At 36.0% G+C, this 21,355-nt stretch carries 22 protein-coding genes and 1 pseudogene; 4 read left to right on the forward strand and 19 right to left on the reverse strand.

What is annotated here, in order from left to right:
* Both J7I90_RS14325 and J7I90_RS14330 read left to right on the forward strand, forming a co-directional pair.
* On the forward strand, positions 1-872 hold an 872-nt coding region (locus tag J7I90_RS14325; RefSeq protein ID WP_214772461.1), incomplete at its 5' end, for an IS110 family RNA-guided transposase.
* Positions 869-1,156: a hypothetical protein gene (locus J7I90_RS14330; RefSeq protein ID WP_214772462.1), complete on the forward strand. Its 288-nt coding sequence runs from the start codon at positions 869-871 to the stop codon at positions 1,154-1,156. The genes J7I90_RS14325 and J7I90_RS14330, both read left to right, overlap by 4 nt.
* A 208-nt stretch (positions 1,157-1,364) precedes the next feature.
* Here the strand turns inward: J7I90_RS14330 and J7I90_RS14335 are convergent, their stop codons facing one another.
* From J7I90_RS14335 to J7I90_RS14350, 4 genes are all read right to left on the reverse strand, one after another.
* Positions 1,365-1,778, reverse strand: a complete 414-nt coding sequence (locus J7I90_RS14335; protein WP_214772463.1) for a hypothetical protein — start codon at positions 1,776-1,778, stop codon at positions 1,365-1,367.
* 297 nt (positions 1,779-2,075) lie between these two features.
* Positions 2,076-2,528, reverse strand: a complete 453-nt coding sequence (locus tag J7I90_RS14340; RefSeq protein WP_214772464.1) for a DUF4288 domain-containing protein — start codon at positions 2,526-2,528, stop codon at positions 2,076-2,078.
* 155 nt (positions 2,529-2,683) lie between these two features.
* The gene (locus J7I90_RS14345) at positions 2,684-3,247 is read right to left on the reverse strand and encodes a group-specific protein (protein WP_214772466.1); all 564 of its coding nucleotides are present in this window, start codon (positions 3,245-3,247) and stop codon (positions 2,684-2,686) included.
* Positions 3,248-3,504: 257 nt separating this feature from the next.
* On the reverse strand, positions 3,505-4,077 hold the full coding sequence (locus J7I90_RS14350) for a GNAT family N-acetyltransferase (RefSeq protein ID WP_214772467.1): 573 nt from the start codon (positions 4,075-4,077) through the stop codon (positions 3,505-3,507).
* 59 nt (positions 4,078-4,136) lie between these two features.
* Here J7I90_RS14350 and pdxR point away from each other — a divergent pair, with 59 nt between their 5' ends.
* On the forward strand, positions 4,137-5,540 hold the full coding sequence (pdxR, locus tag J7I90_RS14355) for a MocR-like pyridoxine biosynthesis transcription factor PdxR (protein ID WP_251025288.1): 1,404 nt from the start codon (positions 4,137-4,139) through the stop codon (positions 5,538-5,540).
* Between the two features lie 366 nt (positions 5,541-5,906).
* Here pdxR and J7I90_RS14360 read toward each other — a convergent pair whose 3' ends face one another.
* The 14 genes and pseudogenes from J7I90_RS14360 to J7I90_RS14425 form a co-directional block, all read right to left on the reverse strand.
* Positions 5,907-6,362 carry a GNAT family N-acetyltransferase gene (locus J7I90_RS14360; protein ID WP_214772469.1) on the reverse strand — a complete coding sequence of 152 codons (456 nt, stop codon included), beginning with the start codon at positions 6,360-6,362 and terminating at the stop codon, positions 5,907-5,909.
* Between the two features lie 218 nt (positions 6,363-6,580).
* Complete coding sequence (locus tag J7I90_RS14365; protein ID WP_214772471.1) at positions 6,581-7,573, reverse strand: S66 family peptidase; 993 nt, start codon at positions 7,571-7,573, stop codon at positions 6,581-6,583.
* Positions 7,574-7,808: 235 nt separating this feature from the next.
* Positions 7,809-8,099 carry a DUF5316 domain-containing protein gene (locus J7I90_RS14370; RefSeq protein ID WP_214772473.1) on the reverse strand — a complete coding sequence of 97 codons (291 nt, stop codon included), beginning with the start codon at positions 8,097-8,099 and terminating at the stop codon, positions 7,809-7,811.
* Positions 8,100-8,321: 222 nt separating this feature from the next.
* Positions 8,322-8,555 carry a hypothetical protein gene (locus J7I90_RS14375; protein WP_214772475.1) on the reverse strand — a complete coding sequence of 78 codons (234 nt, stop codon included), beginning with the start codon at positions 8,553-8,555 and terminating at the stop codon, positions 8,322-8,324.
* 288 nt (positions 8,556-8,843) lie between these two features.
* On the reverse strand, positions 8,844-10,121 hold the full coding sequence (locus tag J7I90_RS14380) for an MFS transporter (protein ID WP_214772477.1): 1,278 nt from the start codon (positions 10,119-10,121) through the stop codon (positions 8,844-8,846).
* A 3-nt stretch (positions 10,122-10,124) separates the two neighbouring features.
* On the reverse strand, positions 10,125-10,733 hold the full coding sequence (locus J7I90_RS14385) for a PadR family transcriptional regulator (RefSeq protein ID WP_214772479.1): 609 nt from the start codon (positions 10,731-10,733) through the stop codon (positions 10,125-10,127).
* A 380-nt stretch (positions 10,734-11,113) separates the two neighbouring features.
* Positions 11,114-11,401: a hypothetical protein gene (locus J7I90_RS14390; protein ID WP_214772481.1), complete on the reverse strand. Its 288-nt coding sequence runs from the start codon at positions 11,399-11,401 to the stop codon at positions 11,114-11,116.
* Positions 11,402-11,582: 181 nt separating this feature from the next.
* A complete protein-coding gene (gene spoIID / locus J7I90_RS14395) occupies positions 11,583-12,632 on the reverse strand; it encodes a stage II sporulation protein D (RefSeq protein WP_214772483.1) in 1,050 nt (349 codons plus the stop codon).
* 213 nt (positions 12,633-12,845) lie between these two features.
* A complete protein-coding gene (locus J7I90_RS14400) occupies positions 12,846-13,127 on the reverse strand; it encodes a hypothetical protein (protein ID WP_214772485.1) in 282 nt (93 codons plus the stop codon).
* 150 nt (positions 13,128-13,277) lie between these two features.
* Positions 13,278-13,652, reverse strand: coding sequence for a VOC family protein (locus J7I90_RS14405; RefSeq protein ID WP_214772487.1), 375 nt, complete (start codon positions 13,650-13,652; stop codon positions 13,278-13,280).
* Positions 13,653-14,223: 571 nt separating this feature from the next.
* Positions 14,224-15,498, reverse strand: coding sequence for an IS110 family RNA-guided transposase (locus tag J7I90_RS14410; RefSeq protein ID WP_214772489.1), 1,275 nt, complete (start codon positions 15,496-15,498; stop codon positions 14,224-14,226).
* Between the two features lie 230 nt (positions 15,499-15,728).
* Positions 15,729-16,001 (reverse strand): hypothetical protein, encoded by a 273-nt coding sequence (locus J7I90_RS14415; RefSeq protein ID WP_214772491.1) that lies wholly within the window; start codon positions 15,999-16,001, stop codon positions 15,729-15,731.
* Positions 16,002-16,632: 631 nt separating this feature from the next.
* Complete coding sequence (locus tag J7I90_RS14420; protein ID WP_214772493.1) at positions 16,633-17,679, reverse strand: YaaC family protein; 1,047 nt, start codon at positions 17,677-17,679, stop codon at positions 16,633-16,635.
* A gap of 283 nt (positions 17,680-17,962) precedes the next feature.
* Positions 17,963-18,277: pseudogene (locus tag J7I90_RS14425) on the reverse strand (toprim domain-containing protein); the annotation flags it as partial.
* Between the two features lie 215 nt (positions 18,278-18,492).
* Here J7I90_RS14425 and J7I90_RS14430 point away from each other — a divergent pair.
* The gene (locus J7I90_RS14430) at positions 18,493-20,043 is read left to right on the forward strand and encodes an ABC-F family ATP-binding cassette domain-containing protein (protein WP_034316019.1); all 1,551 of its coding nucleotides are present in this window, start codon (positions 18,493-18,495) and stop codon (positions 20,041-20,043) included.
* Positions 20,044-20,149: 106 nt separating this feature from the next.
* Here J7I90_RS14430 and J7I90_RS14435 read toward each other — a convergent pair whose 3' ends face one another.
* Positions 20,150-21,337, reverse strand: a complete 1,188-nt coding sequence (locus tag J7I90_RS14435; RefSeq protein ID WP_251025289.1) for a class I SAM-dependent methyltransferase — start codon at positions 21,335-21,337, stop codon at positions 20,150-20,152.
* Between the last annotated feature and the right edge of the window lie 18 nt (positions 21,338-21,355).

The raw sequence follows: 21,355 nt of genomic DNA on the forward strand, positions 1-21,355 counted from the left end.
CATTAGATAAAAAGCCAAAAATCTCTATTGAAACGTTTTCGACTACAACAACAGGACTCTTGGCTTTAAGTGATTGGTTAACTACCCTTCAGGTATCCGATGTTGTGATGGAAAGTACCGGAGTCTACTGGAAACCAATATGGAATATACTCGAAGGATCTTTTCACCTTGTTCTGGCCAATGCCAGGCATGTCAAAAATGTTCCAGGGCGTAAAACTGATGTAAAAGATGCCGAATGGCTTGCCAAGCTTCTAAGATGCGGACTTATTGAAAGCAATTTTGTCCCACCAGAGGATATTCGTGATTTACGTGATCTTACTCGTTATCGAAAAAAATTGATTCATCATCGCACATCAGAGCAGAATCGCATTCACAAAATTCTTCAAGATGCTAATATCAAGCTAACATCCGTTCTATCAGACATATTTGGTGTATCGGGACGCCGTATCCTTGAAGCCATTCTAAACGGTGAAAAAATAGAGACCGATGGTCTTCGAAAAATGGTGGATTGGCGAACAAAAGCAAGTATTACTGACATTGCCCATGCAATTAATGGTCGTATTCGCCGTCATCATCGTGATATGTTGCGTTACCATTGGGAGCATATGGGTTATTTAGAAAAAGCCATAGAACAATTGGAAAAACAAATCGATCAACTTCTGTCCCCATATCATAAGGAAGTAGAATTATTGGATAGTATACCTGGTGTGAACAAAGCTGCCGCAGCTACTTTTATTGCAGAGATGGGCGTTGATATGTCCGTATTTAAGTCGGCTAAACATCTTGCCTCTTGGGCTGGTGTGAGTCCCGGAAATTACGAAAGTGCTGGTAAAAAAAAACGAGTAAAACCACACAAGGTAACAAAGCTTTGAAAACGATGGCCGTAGAATGTGTATTAGCGACATCAAGACAAAATAATCGAATTGCTTCACATCGAAAAAGAATTACCAAACGGCAGGGAAAAATGAAGGGACGAATCGCTTCTGCCCATTTACTAGTAACGATTGCTTACAACATCTTAAAAACAGGAGAACCTTATCATGAACTTGGCTCAAATTACCTTGAAGAAAAACAAAACAACAAAGAATTAAAAATGATCGAATACCTAAAAAAGAAAGGCTATACAATTGCTCCATATGAACAACAAACTGCGTAACCAGTTAAAATAACGCAATAGTACATTTACCCCCATCAAAAAAATAATGAGAATATGGAGGGTTTATTTTAGCATGGCTTTTTTACTAATGTATTTTCATACAAAAGGAGCTGCCTTAAAGACAGCTCCGATCTTCAGCTAACGCACCCGTTAGTTCATTAAGGCTTATTGTAGAGTTGGCACAAGCTGCGAAATTATGAAACCTAATTTAATCAGCAACATATTTAGTTAGCTCTTTCAATTCTTTGTCATTAATATACCGATGTTTGTATGAAATCACACTATATTTAGTATATTTTTCTCCTGGTATACGAATAGTCATTTGAATTAACTTAAAAGGTGGGTTGAGGGGTCCCTCATATCCAATTACATGTAATGACACATCATATGTATCATTTTGAATATCTCTTGAAATTTTTTCAATTCTATTAAATGTGAATAATTGACGATCACCGTGTTTTTCCATAACTTCAAGAATGGATCCACCAAGATATCTTAAAAAAGCTAATTCCATAATGGAAGGTGGCTTGTTTTGAGGAATTGTTTCAATTGTGTTTTTTGCTTCAGTAGCACTACTAGACGAAATGAAAAGGATAAGAAAGAGTAAGGCTATTTTTTTCATTATTAAGTCTCCTCGTGAATTATTATCTTATTTTTCACAAGAAGATAGGTTTTATCCATAAAATTCTTTATTGCACATTTAGAATACACAATGCTTGTTGAACTATCCTGCCCCTTAGTTCCATAAAGAAAGAGCTGCCTTAAGACAGCTTCGATCTTCAGCTAACGCACCCGTTAGCCATCCATGAAGCTCTGCTTCACCACAGAATATATAAGATAATTACGTTCTTTCATGGTAGTTGTATAAGCGTTATCACTATCGCCTATACAATAATTGAAGTTGAATTTGAATTTGTTCTTAGTTTAAGTCCTTATTTCTTAAAATAAAGTTATAGTCAACTTCTTCTTCCACGACCGTTTCTGGATAGTAATGTAAAATAACTTTTTCATTAGATATATCTTTTGGAACTCGTAAATATCGCGAATACAATTCAGTACCTGATTGAAGTTTTTCATCAAATAAATTAAAACAATCTATCGACTCTACAAATTTCCATTCAACCATTTCATCATATGGATTTAAGTAATCAATTTCTGCCCTTTTTGCTTCCTTTTCAGCACTTACATAAGCCTGATCAAAAGAAGGGGCCTTAACAAGAATAATGCTTTCCTCAAATGTCTTATGTGTATTAGAGTAATTTTCATCAATTGTTTCTGGAGAAGGGTTTCCTGAGATGTTGCATTCATACAATACCTTTACTGCATACCATTCCCATTCATTGGACAATTTTTTTCGAAGCCTTTTTTTCATGTTCCCCCTCCTAAGGAAAGTCATCTTATCTTATAAAATCTATTATATATTAAATTTCTTAATGAACTAAACTGCCCCTTTAGTTGCATAAGAAAATGGCGCTGTTTCAGCACCATAAAAAAGTAAAGTACCTGTTAGCTCAACAAAAAGCTTTTTCATTTGAAATGGTTCCAAGATACAATCTCGACATCATTAATTTCAACCTCTCCAAGACTTAATAAATGTGGTATGTATGGAAAAAGACCAATTCTGTTACCCTTTTCATTTTCAATTTTGTAATATTCTATTGATGCTGAGGGTATTTCTTTAAGTTCTTTATAAGTCTCAATATTCAATAGCTTAATTTCATCTTCTTCAATTTCTTCAGCTGGACCTTTGTATTTCTCTTTTGTGTAAAGATATATAGCATTCGTATTATTTGTTAGTTTTTCAATTGGGATTTTTAAAAATTGTTGTTCTTCTTTAGTTTTTATTCCTAAGCTTGTGAGAGCTTCGTAAACGTAATAAGGATGTAGAGGTATAAAATGAAGGACATCATTCCATAAACAATTAAGTTTAGGAATTTGTTTTTTTAGCAGTTTCGGTCTCTCAGGGTGGTCAAAATACTTCTTCGTATATTTCTCATACAAATGAGGAGATATCTTACCTAAAGCATTCAATGGTATAAGTTTGTCACCAATCATCTCTTTAGGAACCATATGATATATATATTCTTGCATTGTGGCACCTCCACTTCTAATTATATACACTTCAACAAAAGATCAACATTCTCCTCTTTCATCTCGGTTCTCTTGTTGAACTAACCTGCCCCGTTAGTGCCATAAGAAAAAGGCTGCCGCAGCAACCCCTGTTAATGAACTAAAGCACCCGTTAGTTCCGTAAGAAAAAGGTTGCCGAAGCAACCTACCTTATTGAAGTAAAGTACCCGTTTTTGTTAAATAAGACAATAAATCATTCTCCAACTAAACTGTTTACCTTAATTAAGTAAATGTACTTCAAAATGTTTTTTCACTTTGGCCCATTCTTCATTAATGATACTATACAGGACAGTATGACGAAGTATCCCTTCTTTTCGAATCATATGACTTCGAAGAATACCTTCTTTTACTCCACCAATCCGTTCTATCGCTTTTTGCGAACGGAAATTTTCATGTCCTGTTTTTATTTGTACACGATTAAAGCCTAGTTCTTCAAAACAATATTTCAACAATAAGTATTTACAATTCGTATTAATATTTGTTCGCCAATAAATAGGGTTAATCCAAGTTGATCCGATTTCAAGTCGTTTGTGTTGTTTTGAAATATCGAGAAACCAGGTAGCACCAATTATTTTGTCTGTTTTTTTATTTATAATCACATACGCAATATCTGTACCATGCTCACGTTTTTGTAACGCATCTTGTACATAATGAAGTACACAACTTTTCTCCGTTAAATCAACAGACATATGCTCCCATATACGTTTATCTTGCGTTGCTTCATAAATCCCTTCAACATGTTCGAGTCCCATTGGGATTAAATGTACAACATTATTTTCTAATTTTTTCATTTTTATCACTCCTTGCATATAATTAAAACCTTTTTCTGATATGATAAAAATAACCAAAAATGAGTTTTTATATAATACCAAGGGATGATGAGATGGAACTTCAAATTCTACTAACGGACGACAAACCCAAATATAGGCAAATTTATGAACAAATTCGACAAGCGATTTTAGAAAAAAAGCTATTCGCTCATACTAAACTTCCTTCTAAACGACGTTTGGCTGATCAATTAAACATAAGTATCATGACTGTTCAAATTGCTTACGAACAACTGCAGAGTGAAGGATACAGTTATTCTGTTGAACGACAAGGTTATTTTGTTTCGGAAATTGCAGATGAATGGCACTATACTGAGAATGCTACAACTTCTCTAAAGAAAACGGCGCAATCTGATTATTTTATTAATTTTAAAAATGGTCAGGTTGATGCAGCTGTATTCCCCTACAAACAATGGAACCGACTATATCGAAAAGAGCTTAATGAATTCAACGGATGCAATGCACCGTGGCAAGGAGAATATTCGTTACGTGTACAAATTGCACGGTATTTACAACAAGCTAGAGGGTTAGATTGTCAGCCGGAGCAAGTATTTATTTTTAGTGGATTTCAGCAACAGTTAATGAATATATGTCTATTTTTTAATCGGAAAACTGTTGGAACAGAAGAACCAGGGTTTATTCGAGCAAAATCTGTTTTTGAGCAATTACAACTACAATGTCATGCGGTTTCTGTAGATGAGGAAGGGTGTTGTGTGCCTAATAAGGCAATTAAGCTACTATATACGACACCAGCTCATCAATATCCAACCGGTGCAATTATGTCCATAGCTAGAAGGATACAGTTATTACAATGGGCACTTAAACAAGATGCTTACATTATAGAGGATGACTATGATTCTGAATTTCGTTACAAAGGCGCACCAATTGCAACATTATCTCATTTAGATTCATTTAAACGGGTGCTTTACTTTGGAACATTTTCAAAAACATTGTTACCATCGCTTCGTATGAGTTATCTTATTATGCCAACATCTCTTCGATCGGACTTTGAAGAGTTCAATACTTATCAAAAATCTACCGTTTCAAGAATCGATCAACAAGTCGTCGCAAAATTTATGGAAGAAGGACATTATACAGCACATATAGCAAAAATGAGAACTTTATATCGAACAAAAAGAAGCTGTTTAATTGAAAGCATAACGAAACATCTAGGAGAAGAATTTAAAGTCATGGGCGATGCAGCAGGCTTACATATCATTGTTCAATTACCAGAAAGATTAAATGAATCTATAGCAATAGAGCTAGCGAAATCAAGGGGAGTTAAAGTCGATGCCGTTTCAACAATGTATCAGCTTCACAAGCCAAATCATCAGGTTATGCTAGGGTATGGTGCACCATCCCTGGACGAAATTCAAAAGGGTGTGAGTTTATTAGCTACTGCATGGAAAAATAGCTTAAGTAATTAGCATTTCACTAAGCTATTTGATTTAGTAAGTTGGATGTTTAATTCTGACAAGCCTTGAACTATCCTGCCCGATAGTTCCATAAAGAAAAAGCTGCCTTAAAGACAGCTCCGATCTTCAGCTAACGTACCTGTTGTTATATCTTTAAACAGTAATTCTCTCAAAATATAAATGTAGTTTGTTCTTCCACGAACCTGCCCATTAGCCCAAGAAGCGACTACTCTTCTTGGGCAATCGCACCCTTTCGAAAAACAATTCATATGCCGGAATCTTGTATGCTAACTTTTCAGGCAAATCAGATCCTAATAATAATCAAATATTAATAGGCTTTGAATAACGTATTCAAAAAAACATAAAAACTACGTGAAATTACTTAATTTCATAGTTCAGCCAAACTGCCTTTTGTGCCCCAATTTTGTCATATAACGATTGGGCAGCAAGATTATCATGTGCTGTTTCCCAAATCATATGAGAATAATCATTCTCTCTAATATAATTGACACAGGACTGAAGTAGTTTTTCACCAATTTTTTGTCCTCTTACATCAGGTTTTACAAATAGATCATGAAGGAAAGCCATTCGTTTCACTTCTAATGTATTAAAAGTAAAATATAAAGTGGAAAAGCCAACTAAGTGATGCGGTTCCTTTTCTACAACAAACTGGATACCCTCATAGGGATTTTCAAGTAAATGATTGATCAATTTTTTGAGTGAATCATCACTTGGACGAGGACACTTGTAGAAATCAACGATGTACTGGTTCATTAATTCGAGAAGTTGTGGGATATCATGTTTTGCAGCAGTCCTAATATTTACTGTTTCCATATTATTTCTCCTCCCAATTTTAAACCTTTCAATATTAGGTCATGCAATTTTAATACCAAAAAATAACAGACATATAAAATTAATTCGTATGTTTGCTGAACTAACCTGCCCCGATAGTTCCATAAGAAAAAGCCGCCTCCTTAAAGGCAGCTCCGATCTTCAGCTAACGCACCTAGTTGAAGAAATTATAAATTGTAATAATACCACCCATATTAAAATTAAATCCATCTCTCCGTACAATACACTTTCTTCGCTGTTGCATCTAATTTTATTTTTTTTCCAATTGCTAATGGGTGCATTGGATGCGTGTGACAACAATCAAATTCAGCTAAAATCGGAATATCTTTACCGTCTAGTTGCTCTAATAAAATTTCAAGTGGTTTTCTTCCTGTGCCTAAATCATCAAATCGTTCATGTTTGCCTAAAATAATGCCTGCTACCTTGTCAAATACTCCATGTAGCTTTAACATCGCAAAGTTTTTCTCAACAATTGAAGCATTTTTTGTACAATCCTCTATCAGAAAAATATCTCCCTTTTTAATTTCAGGGAAATATTCTGTACCAATAAATCCGCACAGCGCATTATTATTCCCACCAATTAATCTACCTTTTGCAACACCTGATTGTCCTGTTACCCACTCATTTGAAAAAAGGGGTTTCTCTGTCGTTTTTTCAAGCCAGTTAACGGCTTCATCTGACCAAAATGCTGGTATCGGTACCTCATATGGCAGCGTTGATTCTTTCATAAAATAATTTTCAAAATAAGTATATGTATCGTTTACAAGAGGCTCAAATTCACCAAAAGATGGGATCAGAGCTGGTCCATAATAAGTTGAAATCCCTGTTTTTGCATATAAAGCTAAAAGAATAGCTGTTGCATCTGAATAACCGACAACTAGCTTTGGATTTTCCTTCAATGCTTCATAGTCAATATAAGGGAGCATACTATTGGAGTTTGTTCCACCAATCGTGGACATTACCATTTTAATTTCGGGATCACACAACAATGCGTTTAATTCACTTGCACGTTCCTTGGGTGTACCTGAACGATATGTATCGGCCTTTCCTGTTAGTTTCCCTTCTACGATAATAAAACCTTTTGACTCTAAAAATTGTTTTGCTCGTACATAACGCTTCTGAGCCGTTACAGTTGCAGGAGATGAAGGCGTATAAATACCAATCTTATCGCCTTTTCTAAGATGTTGAATCATGTTATTACTCCTCCTTATATTAATTTACCTATTAACTGCCCAAAAGTTTAAATATTCAAATCTTGTAACATATATCATAATATGAAATTCTTACTTTTATTGTACTTTGAACCTTAACAGAAAAACAGCTTGTGATTTTCCCAACCAACAAGCTGTTTTATCAATCCTTTTTATAAATTATCAGAACTTTATTTCAAAGCCACAGTTCTCTCCTCTTAAAGAACTAATGCACCCGTTAGTTCATTACAAAATAACTAACCATTGCGATTAATAAATTCGGTAATCCAATCAATAAAATTGTATTAGTCATTGAAAATCTTTGTTTTCTATCTTCTTTTGATTCAGATTGTAAATTTCTGCCCAACCTATCTCCATCAACAAATGCTCCAGAAAACAATGCACTTATTATTAGTGAGATTAATGCGACCACTCCAGTAATTTTATACAATAAAGTGAAATCCTTCAAAAACACCGAAATAAGCAGGGCTACCACTACGATGCCTATTCCTACCAGAAATTTTTTCATTAACAACACATCCTATATGTTTTGTTTTTAATGAAATTTCGGCTTACCCCTTTCCAAATTATAACATATTCAGATTTTTAAAAACACATTAAATCTCCTTTAACTTAAGCAACTAACCTGCCCCGATAGTTGCATAAAGAAAAAGCTGCCTGTTAAAGACAGCTCTGATCCTAAGCTAAAGCACCCGTTAGTTCACTAAAAGAAAACTAAAAGTAACCTTAGTTATGAATTTATTTGAGCTATTACAACAACTATTAAAATTGCAAAGCCAATTAGCCACAACAACACAGCCCAAGTACGTGAACTAAAAAGATTAAATAATTGAATAGACATTATATCAAATACAAAGTCGGTTAAAACCTCCCAAAAGGGTACTTTCGGGTCTCCCTTTTTCCATAAGTATGATGCTAGTAAGATTAATATTATTCCTAGTAAAAAAAATATAATTCTAATCATTCAAGTCGATTCCACCTGACAGTAATTCTTATTTTAAAACGATATTAACTTTCCTCCGATTGACTTGTCACTGGTAAGTATAGGGAGGATTTGTTATTAAACTACTGCCCCGTTAGTTCTATAAAAAAAGCGATTCTTATTAAAGAATCGCTCCCAATTGTGGAATACAATCTGTTAGATTTTTTCTCTTGCTTTATTTTTTATGACCAATAAATTTCGGTTGCTAAAAACCTCATCCTAACTTCAACGTTAATGTTCCCAAAATAGTTTGTATTATCATGTAACTTTTTAAGCTTGGAATTGTTTTTTCTGAATATCTTTTTGAACGTTTATTCTTCTCACGATAAAGATGAGGACAAATGCACCCAATAAGCAGGTTGCTCCTCCTGCTCCTATCAAAACGAAAGAAACTCCAAGCCATTTGGCAAGAAGAGAGCCCACAGCAGGTGCAATAAGCATAGAGCAGGTTTGTAATGATGTGGCCGCAGCAGATACTCTGCCCATCATTTGCTTGGGTGTCTCCGATTGTAAGGTAAATCCATAAGGGACCGACTCACCGGAGCCCATGAAACCAAGGAAAAATGCGCCAATCACCCAGGCTAATGCAGGAAGATTTACAATCTCCATACTACCAAGCCCCATTACAATGATTAATGAACCGCTAAAAAGTAATGCACTTGACATAAAGTGAATAGGTTTTCTTTTCCAGTGTGTCCAGTTGCCCATTAAAAGAGAGCCTACCACGCTTCCTAGACCTACAGAACTAATCAGTAACCCAAAATTCCCTTCCGTGAAGCCAAGGTTTTGAGCAATAAATACGAATAGTCCATCGTACAGGAAAATGATAAAAAACGCTACAGAGGATAGGATAACTGAGATTTTTAATAATGGGGTATATGAAATGTGCTTAATGCCATCTAATAGTTCTTTCCAATAGTTACCGTTATCCCTATTTTTCTTTTCAGATTTAATGTCAGCATTCATTTCTTTTTCATCCATGTTGGGAAGAGTAAGTAAAATTAATATAGCGATGAAAAAACCTGCAGCTTCAAATAAAAATGGACTTTTTGCTCCAAATAAAGCTATGACACCTCCACCAAGTGCAGGACCAATAATTTTCATCGTATTAACGGAAAGCTGGCTAAGTGTTACCGCCTCTGGAAGGTGGTTATCAGGGACCGTAAACCTAATCATACTTTGTCTTGCTGGGTCGTAAATTGCTGAGACTGTTCCCTTCAAAAACACAAACAATAAAAGGATATAAAGGTTAGGAGCAAAAAACAGTCCTCCTACAAACATGATCCTTAAAAATAAACAAATGATCATCATTTGCTTTTTGGGAAGTCGATCCACGAATACACTTGCAAAGGGACCTATGATGACCCAAGGTAGCCCTAATACAATGATCACTGAGGCAATGGCTGTTTCATCTAGCCCCCAATGATAAGCAACAATAACCTGTAAAGCAATAAAATCGAGCCAATTACCCAGATCAGAAAATAGCTGCGCGCCAAATAATGAACGAAATGGACGGAATTTTAAAGGCTCAAATATTCCAGCTCTCATGAGTTATTTCTCCTTTTCTCCTTGGGTTGCCTCTCTTCGTCTTGCTAGCAGTTTTTCTGTATTCCCATTTGGATCCTGCCCTTTTGGAAGTTGATTATTTTCCAATGCATTTATCGATTCTTCAATCCATTTCAACTCAGCCTCCAGTCGCAATTCGGCATAGCGGATGGTTAGCATACCCACTTTACTGATGTAAGAGATTCCGTTTGTTGGCCAGTCTTTTACAAATTCAAGTAAATCTTCGGTTGTCTCTTTTCTTTTTAGTAGATGACTCATTAATACAGAGCTTTCCATATCTTCGTGCCAAGTGGACATCTTCATTAATAATTCGTCTCTAATAATTGGATAGGCAGGAGGGAGTCGAAGCCAGTTTTCATATTCCTCCCACCCTTTTGGGGTAAGTTCATAAAGTTTCTTTTTACGCCCCTCTTCCTCTTGTTCAATAGGATAAACTAGTCCTTCTTCTTCAAGCTTCTTTAATTTCGGATAAATACTCCCATAACTCATTCCCCAGTATAAGCCGGCAGCTTTATGCTCAAACTCTGCTTTAATATTGTATCCTGTACTGGGCCAAAAGCTTAAAATAGCTAGAATAGAACTTTCAATTGACAATGTAACATTCCCCTTCCACATATCATAATGATATATCAATTCGATATATCATTATGATATGTCTAAGAACAGGTAAAAACAACCATAAATAAAAAACTATTCCATAATTTAGAAAGTTATTTTTCAGTGATTCAATTTTTTAGAGTTATTGTTTATAATCCGGCCCTATTGTTGATCAAAATTCAAACAGCACTCTTGAACTATCCTGCCCCGATAGTTCCATAAGAAGAAGCTGCCTTAAAGACAGCTCCGTTCTTCAGCTAACGCACCCGTTAGTTTAAGTACAATCCTTCACAATCTTGCTAACCTGCCCCGTTAAAAAAAGGCTGTCTAAACAACAGCCTGACTATTACACCCTAAGTTAGTCTTCTTGTATATACTTATGGTCCAAAAAAAATCATAAATAGCATTAGAAATATGTTTAATACTAACAATATCTTACCAAAGAGATTTTTTATTGCTAAAACAGAAAATACAATAGAAATTAAGAATGAAAAAATTGCTAGTTTTGGTGGGAAATACGCAACGTCTAAAATGCCTGACATGGCAAAAAACAAAAGAAAAATGCTAATAAATATAAATATCATTGAAAAAATTAATGCTATCGTAATATAAATAAAAGTCCTGACTTTTTTCAAATGTTGTTTCTCATAACTATTATCAACCATTTTCCCCTCCTGCTTTTAATAAAAATTTCCAATAAATACAATTATATCATTTTATAAACTATAGAGTAAGCATTCTTCAACTATCCTGCCCCTTTAGTTGTATAAGAAAAAGAGCTGATTATTACTTACAGCTCTTATTTTAGCTTATCTGGAATTACAAACATAAAAGTAGACGTGTTTTTTACTTTTTTACATACATTTTGTTAATAAAGGGTTCAACTGAAGAAATGGTTACATCTTGATAATAATAATTTACAATATCCTTATAATTTTTACCCTCTTGTGCCAACCCGTTAGCGCCATATTGACTCATACCTACTCCGTGACCATTTCCCTTAGTAGTAATAACAACCTTACTACCTTCTCTTTTAAATGTGAAATCGGAAGAATTAAGTTTTAGCTTATCTCTGATCGTTTTCCCACTATATTTCTTATCGTTAATTTCAAAAAGTTTTATTCGATTTCCTTTTGATTTTGAGATAACCATCCCGATACTAACATCATTATTCAATTTGATTCCCAGCAACTCTTCAAATCTAGATACTTGAATAGTTGTTTGGTATTGGAACTTAGGTGATTTTATGTCCCAAGGACTTTCAACGCTTTTTAGATATGGCGTTTTATTACCCCAATAATCCTCAGAATTCTCCGTATAGCCATTACTGGTCGAAAAGAAAGAAGCATCGATTGGTTTCTCATCATAGGTTAAAATCTGACCTTTTGTAGCGTTAACTGCTTTTTGAATTTTAGAGATATTTGATTTATAATCTTTTCCCCACTCATTAGCTAGTTCTTTTTTATTTTTATAGACTTGATGGTATTGAATATTATCAGTTATATCTGTACCGTCTGGTAAATTAATTTTAGAATTAGAAAGCATTTGTTTAACCAAAAATGTTCTAGCTGCTAAAGATTGAGCCTTTAAGGCCTCTAATTCAAAAGTAACTGGCATTTCTGAAGCAACAACACCTACAACATATTCCTCCAAGGGCATATTTTCAATTTCTTTAGTGTTTGTCCTATAAACTGACACTTCCATAGATGGTTCCGTAGAATTTTTATCGTTTTTACTTTCGTTATTCTCAATTGATGTAACGGAGTTCTGTTTTGATGATGTAACAATGTTCTGTTTTGTGTTGTTTGAAAATGAAGCTACTAAAATAGAAGGTACTACTAAAATTACTATAAATACTGTAAGAACGATCCATACTAGTGGTTGGAATTTATTCATCATTCCTCCTTAAAAATAAATCATTTTAAAGAAGGATATGAATAAACATTACTATATATTACCAATCGCGGGTTTTTTAAAAAGATAAAGCGTTTAGTGCTACTGATAGGTATGGTTCAAGTCTACTGCAACTAATCTGCCCCGTTAGCTCCATAACAAAAAAGAGCTGCCAAAGCAACTCCCTTATTGAAGTAAAGCACCCATTAGTTCGATTCACTTATTTCTAGTATATTCTGGAGTATCAAAGAGTAGACATTCCTCATATTGCTTTTCCTTTGCTAGAATAAAGTAAATCCCAAGAATAAAAGTAATTATTAAAATGACACAAATTACCCAATACATCAAAGGATATTGATATAGTACTGTTGCTGTTGTAACTCCTGAATTCATATCTGTTGTTGTTATTTTATTCTCAACAGGATCATAAAGCATGTCCACAATTAAGTATGTTAGTAAAGATGAAAGAGTAAGAAATATTCCTATCGCACGTTTCATCATTTTCACCTCCTAAAACCGTTAAACTGTATACAGTTTAACGTAAAGACCTGCTTCAACTAATCTGCCCCTTTAGTTCCATAGGAAAAGGAGCTGTTGATCAGCTCCTGGCATTGAAGTAAAGCACCCGTTAGTTTGCAATAAAAGTGTTTACTCTTTAATCCACTCTAACAATTCCATACGATTACCAAAAGGGTCGGAAATATAGAACCTTTTAGCTCCTGGAAGTTTATCGTCTTCAATAACATCAATCCCGTTTGTTACCAGATGTTTTTTTAATTCCTCTATATTTTCTATTTCAAAAGCAGGATGTGCCTTTTTGGCTGGATAAAATGGTTCTTCGATTCCTATATGTATTTGATAATTTCCAAATTCAAACCAAACCCCGCCACGTTTCTTTAATTCTTCAGGTTTTTCAACTTCGTCAAAGCCTAAAATATTCTTAAAAAACTTTCTTGCAGTTTCCTCACTACCTTTAGGAGCAGCGAGCTGAATATGGTCAATTGATCTAAAAATAAAGGGCATTTATATCCTTCTCCTCTGACTTCAAATGGATATTCCTTTTGATATTTCCAATTTTACGCCAATTGGAATGATAAGGAAATTTAAAAGTTATTATTTATAACCATAAGTCTTCCTTATGGCTATAAATTTTTTGTTTTTCAACTCCCTCAGTTTGATGCAAATATCTCTCGAATGCTCACTTATTCGCAGGATTTCATCACCCTTGATTGTGAGGTCAAAGTTAAATGGAGTGATTTCAGGACATGAGGATTTCGTGAAGGCATAGTGAAATAAAGGAGTTGTACATCACTCCACATTTTACCATATAATGTACATTCTCCACGCCGCCCCTGGAGGCTTTCCCTCCCATGTCTCAACGGGTCAATTGCCCTATCATTCCTTCGTCATGCCTATCCAAGGGGTGGAGGCCAGTTATGCTAACCTGATGGGTCAGTGCCCTTTTGTTGAAGAAACCTGGTACTCCGTACATATTTGAAATCCTACGAATAAGCCAACATTCGTAAAAAAAGTCTATGAAAATAAGTTTTTGAAGGTTCCCTTCGAGAACCCAATTAAAAAATCCCCTTTAAAACTATGCAACCAGTTCAGTAATAGGTTGAACTTTATCTGCACAATAAGCCTCGTTTCTGCGTGCTATTCCAACAAATATCCTGGCTAGCTTACCTACCAATTTCATAATTGATTTCATTTTCTTCATTTTTTTCACCTTAACATTAAGGGAGTGAATAGCTCGAAATTCCGTGTTATTCATCACAAGGCTCATGGTGGCTAAGTAAAGGAAACGTCTTAGCCTGGATCGTCCTCGCTTAGAGATGACAATTTGGCCTTTCCACTTACCAGAGCTTGCTTCAGCCAGATGCAACCCAGTGTGCCGAAGTAAAGAATTACCGTGTGAAAAACCACTTAGATCTCCTGCTTCACCTAATATTCCGGCTAAAGAAATTTCACTAATTCCCTTAATGGCAAGCAGCTTCTTGGCAAAAGGTATTTGTTTTAATACATCCTTAACCTCTTGCTCCACTCTTTCGAGTTGTAAGACTGCGAGATCATACTCCTCTAATAATTGTTCCAAATGAAATTTATACGCTTCAAGAGCCTGTCTTGTGCCGACAGATTTCCTAGCTAACTGAAGAAGTAATTGGGCTTTCCTTAATCCAGGCTGTCTCTTCATTATTGATTTCCATCCTGAAACAACATCATCAGGTTTCAGGGAACGCAGTTCCATTGGAGATGGAAATAAACGAAGTGTGGCAATTGCCCCTTTTCCAGTAATGTCTTTAAATACCTGCCTGAGTTCGGGAAAGACAATATCAACCCAACGGTTTAATTGATTAATAGTGCTAACGAGTCGTTTAACTACCACATCACGGTTAGACATAAGGACCCTAAGTATTTCAAATGATTCTGAAGTGTCCCTGACGAAGGAGTAGTAACCGTTCTTCACCATATCAGCGATGACCAGGGCATCTTTCTTATCACTTTTCGACTGAGTATTATCACGGTTTTCTTTATTTCTTTTTACTAAGTGAGGGTTTACCGTTACTACCTCAATTCCTTGTTTAAATAGCCATTTCGAAAGATTAATCCAGTAATGGCCTGTAGGTTCCATTCCCACGATGGCTACCTCCAGTTTATTTAATCTTTGAAGCTTATCTATCCATTTTAATAAACTAGCAAACCCATCTTCACTATTTTCAAATGTAAGTGGATCTCCGACTACAATTCCACGGAAATTCACTGCTCTAGCCACATGTAATTGTTGGGCAATATCCACTCCAACAACAAGATGATTATCGGAAATTCTTTCTATTAGTTGATTTTGTTTATCTTGCATTTTAAACTTCATATTAGGGTTCCTCCTAAGGTTTTGAGTTAGAGTGGTTTCTTACTCATATCTTACTGAGGAGCCCTATTTTTTTCAAAGCTGAAAAATAACGAACTACAGGAATGCTAACCTGCCCCGTTAGTGCCATAAGAAAAAGGCAGCCTCAGCAACCTACCTTATTTTTAGAGCAAACTGTGCGATATATCTCTAAAATAGAGGATTGGAATAATCCAATCCTCTTTCACTAAACTTTATGCACCTTGTGTGAGTATACCGATAATGTTATATAAGATTGGGAACACAAATAAAACGATATTAAAGATTATCCCAACCAATGAAAGTTTATCCCGATTCATTTTATATCCTACAAACCCTAATGCAGCTCCTATTGGACACAGGATAAACGGAAACACGAGTGGCATTCCTTGAATTTTCAACGATACGATATCAAATAAAAAGTTAACGATCAATAATGTTAAAACAGACGGGATTAGAATGGATATAAGTCCAGGTATTTTTTGCATAACAATTGCTCCTTATGAATTAGATTATAAAAATTTGTGCCCTTAAAAAAATTAACACTACCGTATTTTAACAATAATAAGAGTTTGCGTGAATATTAAACCACACAGTACGAATACACTGCACTTGTGGAACTATCCTGCCCCTTTAGTTTAAGTACATTTCTTCACAATCCCTCTTTATATTAACAAGGCCTTTTTAAACTTTAATATAATTGATCACTCTTTTTTATAAATCTACAATACTAGTCTCTTTTGGGGAGAAAATATGAACACCGCAGGCGTCAATGGTAAATTTCTGACTGATCGACAGGGAGGGAATTTAAGGAGTTGCCTTTTACTATTCCAAAAAGCTGACCCAAATTCATTTGGTTTGACGGTCATTCAAACTAAAAGGATTGACAAGTGCCGAGCGTGCCCTGCCAAGATTGGCGGGGATGGGGTGGTTGATGTTGGTTTTTATTGAATAACAAACTCATTAGATAATGAACAATAAAAAAAGGAGACGCCCATAAAGGGTATCTCCTTCCTTTACCATATTGATACCGGGCAATTTTCTATTCAGTCCAACCAGTTTGGCGCTTAGGCATAACTTCATCTCCAAATTTATTAATTACCTTTTTAAGTATTAAATTCAGATAAGATTTTTTCTGGATGTCATTCCCGGGGTCATGAATTCCTCTCCAGTTAATTCGGATGCTATTTCGTCTATAAATTGCGTTGAGGCATTTTTGATAAACTCTGATAATAACCAGTTATGTTGACTATTTAAATGTTTAGAAAGAATTACAGGTTCATACCTAGATAATTCACTTAACCTATGCATTGCTGCAAATATTAAAATCATTGAATTTCGTGGTATTATTCCATCTATCTCATCTCGTTTGATGTACCACAGTCTTGATAAGCCAGAAATGTAACTAAGTTGTTTTCTCAATTTATAGTGATAAGATGATAATTTTTTCATTTTGTTAGAATCATCATTTTTCCATCTAAATCTTGTTTTGTATCTAACTACAAAAGTATCAGGAAAATTCATATCCCTCTCAAAGTTTTTTTTAAGTTTATTTAGAGTATGACCATTTGCATACTTTGGATCCACTACTGCAGAAAACCAACTTTCTGAAGAACCCTTTTTTTTAACAAAAAATGCTTTGTGGATAGGTATGTATAACTCTTTTTTTGCTTCAGAGGTATATGTTAGACAATAGGCTCTATGAATGAAAGGAAGGTTATAAAGTAAATTTTTCAGTGTGTATTGTTCATTATCTTGGACTGGATCTCCTAAATAATTGCATAAGGCAGAGAAAATCCCAGATGTTTTAAATTTGATATATTCATTACTTAGGGACACACGACTTTCTCTACTCCAACCTGATACTCCATGTAAATCTGAATAAGAAACCTTATTTACGATTAAAAGTGTCTTTACTGCATTTAAAAAACAATAATATATCGTCAACGGGGATGAGGTTAAGGGTAGCATGGTAGAAGCTTCATAAAACTGACGAGACTGCTGCCAATAGAATACAGCTTCATCATTATGATTATTTCTTTTTAGCCACATTTCTACATAATCCCATGGATCATCCACTAAAACGGTTTTCCCTAGAAAATTAGGGTTTTTTATCGACTTATGTAATGTTAGTTCTTTTCCTTTGTAGCTGATAATATCTGCCATTATTCTATAACCTCATTTCACAAATAAAAAACACACGTTCGATTACATTTATTGTAATTGATAACATGTGCTTTTTAAATAACTATACTGTAAATATAACGACTTTATTTGTAATTAAACAACTTTATTGTCACTACACAGAAACCTTGATAAATGATAAATAGTCAATTATGTGCAGTTTTTAATTATGAGCACTGAAAAAGTATTAGATATTATTGTTATACAAAGGAAAGAAGGTAATTTATGAATTATGAACATGGCGTTTTTATAGAGATAAATCAACATCCGTTGCAATGATGACATCCTTGACATCATTGCGATTCAATTGTGTTTTAACCGATTGAAACTGTTTGCCTGATTGCTTGATCACGACCAATTTCAAAGCAGGCGGCAACATGGGCAGGTCCTCAAGGCGCCACGTTTTATATTTTTCATCATAAGATTCCGGATCTGCATGGGTAACCAAATGACCCAGTGCCCAAGTGACGATATACTGATCGCCTTCAAAAAAGCCATTCCCCTTTTTCCCGCAATTCAGCACTTTTGCTATATCTCTTCCGACCGAAGGTTTCTCGGCCAGTACGACTGTTTTACTCATATTAACATCCTTTCGCTTTTAAACTGGTTCCTCTATTATCTCATATAATTTATGACAGGGCGATAATCCACCATGGCATTGGATCGTTTGGTTCAATTTAAGGATTCCCCGTACCCACATATATGTAAATTAATAGATTAGATAGCATTCCCGTGCAGATTTTAGTATGATGAAACGTAGGGATTTTTTCAAATTAATTGGGAGGTTCAATATAAATGAGCTTACTTTCTATAGATAAATTAGCACACAGCTTTGGCGACCGTACTTTATTCAAGGATGTTTCCTTCCGCCTGATGGCCGGCGAACATGTTGGTCTGGTCGGGGCAAATGGTGTCGGGAAATCAACGATGATGAATATCATTACAGGACAACTCATCCATGATGATGGCCGGGTCGAATGGACACCTGGTGTCGAATATGGCTATCTTGATCAACATACGATACTTTCAAAAGGTAAATCGATTCGCGACGTCTTACGGGATGCCTACTTGCCTTTATTCGAGCAGGAAAAAGCACTGAATGAAGTTACGGAGAAAATGGGTACGGCCACTCCGGAGGAACTTGAAGAACTCTTGGAACAAATGGGTGAAATCCAGGACAAGCTGGAAGCCGGCGGTTTTTACAATCTGGATATTAAAATTGAAGAAGCGGCACGCGGTCTAGGGTTGGATGCAATCGGTTTGGACCGTGATGTCTCTGCCCTAAGCGGCGGACAACGGACAAAGGTTTTACTAGCCAAGCTACTTTTGGAACAGCCTGAAGTACTGCTCCTAGATGAACCTACGAACTACTTGGATGTGGAGCATATCCGCTGGCTGAGCAGCTACTTAAAGGAATATCCTAATGCATTCTTATTAATTTCGCATGACACTGAGTTCATGAACGGCGTCGTCGACGTCATCTTCCATCTTGAATTTTCTAAACTGACCCGTTATACGGCAACTTATGAAAAATTCCTTGAGCTGGCTGAATTGAATAAAAACCAACATATTAACGCCTATGAAAAACAGCGCGAATTCATTAAAAAGCAGGAAGATTTCATTGCCAAGAATAAAGCACGCTATTCAACGACCGGCCGGGCAAAGAGCCGACAAAAGCAATTGAATCGCATGGAACGCATCGATCGTCCGGAAACTGCAATGAAACCTACCTTTGACTTTAAAGAGTCACGTGCGAGCAGCCGTTATGTCTTTGAAGGTGAAGATCTGGAAATCGGATATGACCGCCCATTGCTTCCGAAGTTGTCCATGACCATCGAGCGGGGAGAAAAAATTGCCGTGGTCGGCTGTAACGGAGTTGGTAAATCCACTCTATTAAAAACGATTTTGGGTAAAATCGATCCTCTAGGCGGTAAAAGATCACTTGGCGATTTCCTTTTTTCTTCTTATTTTGAACAAGAAGTGAAAGCAGGCGATACGACGCCGATCGATGAAGTATGGAATGCATTTCCGCATCTGGACCAACCGCAGGTACGTGCGATTCTTGCCCGTGTCGGATTGAAAAACGAACACATTACACGTCCGATGAGCCATTTAAGTGGTGGGGAACAAGCAAAAGTGCGCCTTTGTAAACTCATGCTTACCGAAAGCAATTGGCTGTTATTCGATGAACCGACAAACCATTTGGATGTCGTTGCAAAAGAAGAACTGAAACGTGCATTGAAAGAGTATAAAGGAACGATTGTCCTTGTATGCCATGAACCTGATTTCTATGAAGATTGGGTAACCAAAGTATGGGATGTAGAGGAATGGTCGGCCCAAAATTAATTTTTTTCGGGGATGTCGCAGAAGCGGCATCCCCTTTATTGTGGAATAAATAAAAAGCTGACTGAAAACGCTCCTTCAGTCAGCTTTCATTCCCTCATCATGCAGCTTAAACTCGTTCCGCCACTAAGGTATATGTTTTCGGAAGCCCAATATCATGGATTTTATGATTCGGTTCTTCCTCGAGCACTTTAATAACGAGTCCTGATTGACCTATTGACGTTATAAGTTCCCCGATTGTCCATTTACGCTGTACAACTCTTGAAAGGCTCCCTTTTTCCTCATCCGGCATATGCTTCGAAAATGCGACCTCATTGTTTTCGATTGCCGGAGCGAAATAGTTGCCTGTGACTTTGTGCTTTTTACCATTTGAAGTAATGAGCTTTGTTGAAATCGGATGAAATTCATGCAGTACGAATCGGCCTCCAGGTTTCAGCATCATTTTAATCTTTTCAAATAACGGCTGCAGGTCTATTAAGTAATGAAGTACACCGAGCTCCATTAAAACCAGATCCTGATTCCCCGATTCATGCTCGGATGATAGCGAAAGGACATCCGAAACGATATACTCGATGGAGACATTGGCGCCACTTGCCAGCTCATTTGCAAACATTGCGTTTTCCTGGGAAAAATCAACGACTTTCACTTCTGCTCCCAATATGGCCAGTGCAACTGCCTTAACACCGTTCGATCCCATCAAATGTGTGATTTTTTTGCCGGATATTTCCCCCATATATTTATAAAAAGGGTGCAGTCTCCATTTTGGGTTTTGTTTGATTTTTGATGCCAATTCAACGGGATCTCCATAGCGATTGACAAGCGCTAAATAATTATTCTGGTTCCAGGCCTGTTCATTTTCCGCTGTGAACCCCTTCTGCTCGGATGATAAGTAAGCATGAATCTCGGCACTGAACTTTCCCATTTCCTCTTCGTATAAATAACTGTATAACGACCTGCACCAAACCTCCATATCCCCCATCTTTATGGATAAACGATAAGGGTCCGTTTTAATGGTCGTGTTAAACCGGCAGCGAACAGTGACAGAAACCCCCTCGACATCCATTAGAAAGAATGCAGTCTCAGGACTTCTTTCAGGCTTTGTTGGCGCGTATTCGGAAAAAAGATCCAAAGCCTCATTAAAGACATCCCATTGTACATCCATGTCGATTTTCTTATATTCATCGATATCCACTCCTTGTACGAAAAGAGCAGATCGACCTGTATATTGGTAGGGAATATTAGCTTGATCCAATATGTTCGCCATTAATGTGATTGTATGATAATAACTTGCCTTCATATGTACCTCCTAAACATC

Source organism: Bacillus sp. ISL-57, assembly GCF_018613135.1.
In the GTDB taxonomy this organism is placed as follows: Bacteria; Bacillota; Bacilli; order Bacillales; family DSM-1321; genus Peribacillus; species Peribacillus frigoritolerans.

Excerpts from the sequence above, each read along its gene's own strand:
- J7I90_RS14335 (WP_214772463.1), bottom strand. The coding sequence starts at position 1,778 with ATGAAAAAAATAGCCTTACTCTTTCTTATCCTTTTCATTTCGTCTAGT.
- J7I90_RS14340 (WP_214772464.1), bottom strand. The coding sequence starts at position 2,528 with ATGAAAAAAAGGCTTCGAAAAAAATTGTCCAATGAATGGGAATGGTAT.
- J7I90_RS14345 (WP_214772466.1), bottom strand. The coding sequence starts at position 3,247 with ATGCAAGAATATATATATCATATGGTTCCTAAAGAGATGATTGGTGAC.
- J7I90_RS14350 (WP_214772467.1), bottom strand. The coding sequence starts at position 4,077 with ATGAAAAAATTAGAAAATAATGTTGTACATTTAATCCCAATGGGACTC.
- pdxR (WP_251025288.1), top strand. The coding sequence starts at position 4,137 with ATGAGTTTTTATATAATACCAAGGGATGATGAGATGGAACTTCAAATT.
- J7I90_RS14360 (WP_214772469.1), bottom strand. The coding sequence starts at position 6,362 with ATGGAAACAGTAAATATTAGGACTGCTGCAAAACATGATATCCCACAA.
- J7I90_RS14365 (WP_214772471.1), bottom strand. The coding sequence starts at position 7,573 with ATGATTCAACATCTTAGAAAAGGCGATAAGATTGGTATTTATACGCCT.
- J7I90_RS14370 (WP_214772473.1), bottom strand. The coding sequence starts at position 8,099 with ATGAAAAAATTTCTGGTAGGAATAGGCATCGTAGTGGTAGCCCTGCTT.
- J7I90_RS14375 (WP_214772475.1), bottom strand. The coding sequence starts at position 8,555 with ATGATTAGAATTATATTTTTTTTACTAGGAATAATATTAATCTTACTA.
- J7I90_RS14380 (WP_214772477.1), bottom strand. The coding sequence starts at position 10,121 with ATGAGAGCTGGAATATTTGAGCCTTTAAAATTCCGTCCATTTCGTTCA.
- J7I90_RS14390 (WP_214772481.1), bottom strand. The coding sequence starts at position 11,401 with ATGGTTGATAATAGTTATGAGAAACAACATTTGAAAAAAGTCAGGACT.
- spoIID (WP_214772483.1), bottom strand. The coding sequence starts at position 12,632 with ATGAATAAATTCCAACCACTAGTATGGATCGTTCTTACAGTATTTATA.
- J7I90_RS14400 (WP_214772485.1), bottom strand. The coding sequence starts at position 13,127 with ATGAAACGTGCGATAGGAATATTTCTTACTCTTTCATCTTTACTAACA.
- J7I90_RS14405 (WP_214772487.1), bottom strand. The coding sequence starts at position 13,652 with ATGCCCTTTATTTTTAGATCAATTGACCATATTCAGCTCGCTGCTCCT.
- J7I90_RS14410 (WP_214772489.1), bottom strand. The coding sequence starts at position 15,498 with ATGAAGTTTAAAATGCAAGATAAACAAAATCAACTAATAGAAAGAATT.
- J7I90_RS14415 (WP_214772491.1), bottom strand. The coding sequence starts at position 16,001 with ATGCAAAAAATACCTGGACTTATATCCATTCTAATCCCGTCTGTTTTA.
- J7I90_RS14420 (WP_214772493.1), bottom strand. The coding sequence starts at position 17,679 with ATGGCAGATATTATCAGCTACAAAGGAAAAGAACTAACATTACATAAG.
- J7I90_RS14430 (WP_034316019.1), top strand. The coding sequence starts at position 18,493 with ATGAGCTTACTTTCTATAGATAAATTAGCACACAGCTTTGGCGACCGT.
- J7I90_RS14435 (WP_251025289.1), bottom strand. The coding sequence starts at position 21,337 with ATGAAGGCAAGTTATTATCATACAATCACATTAATGGCGAACATATTG.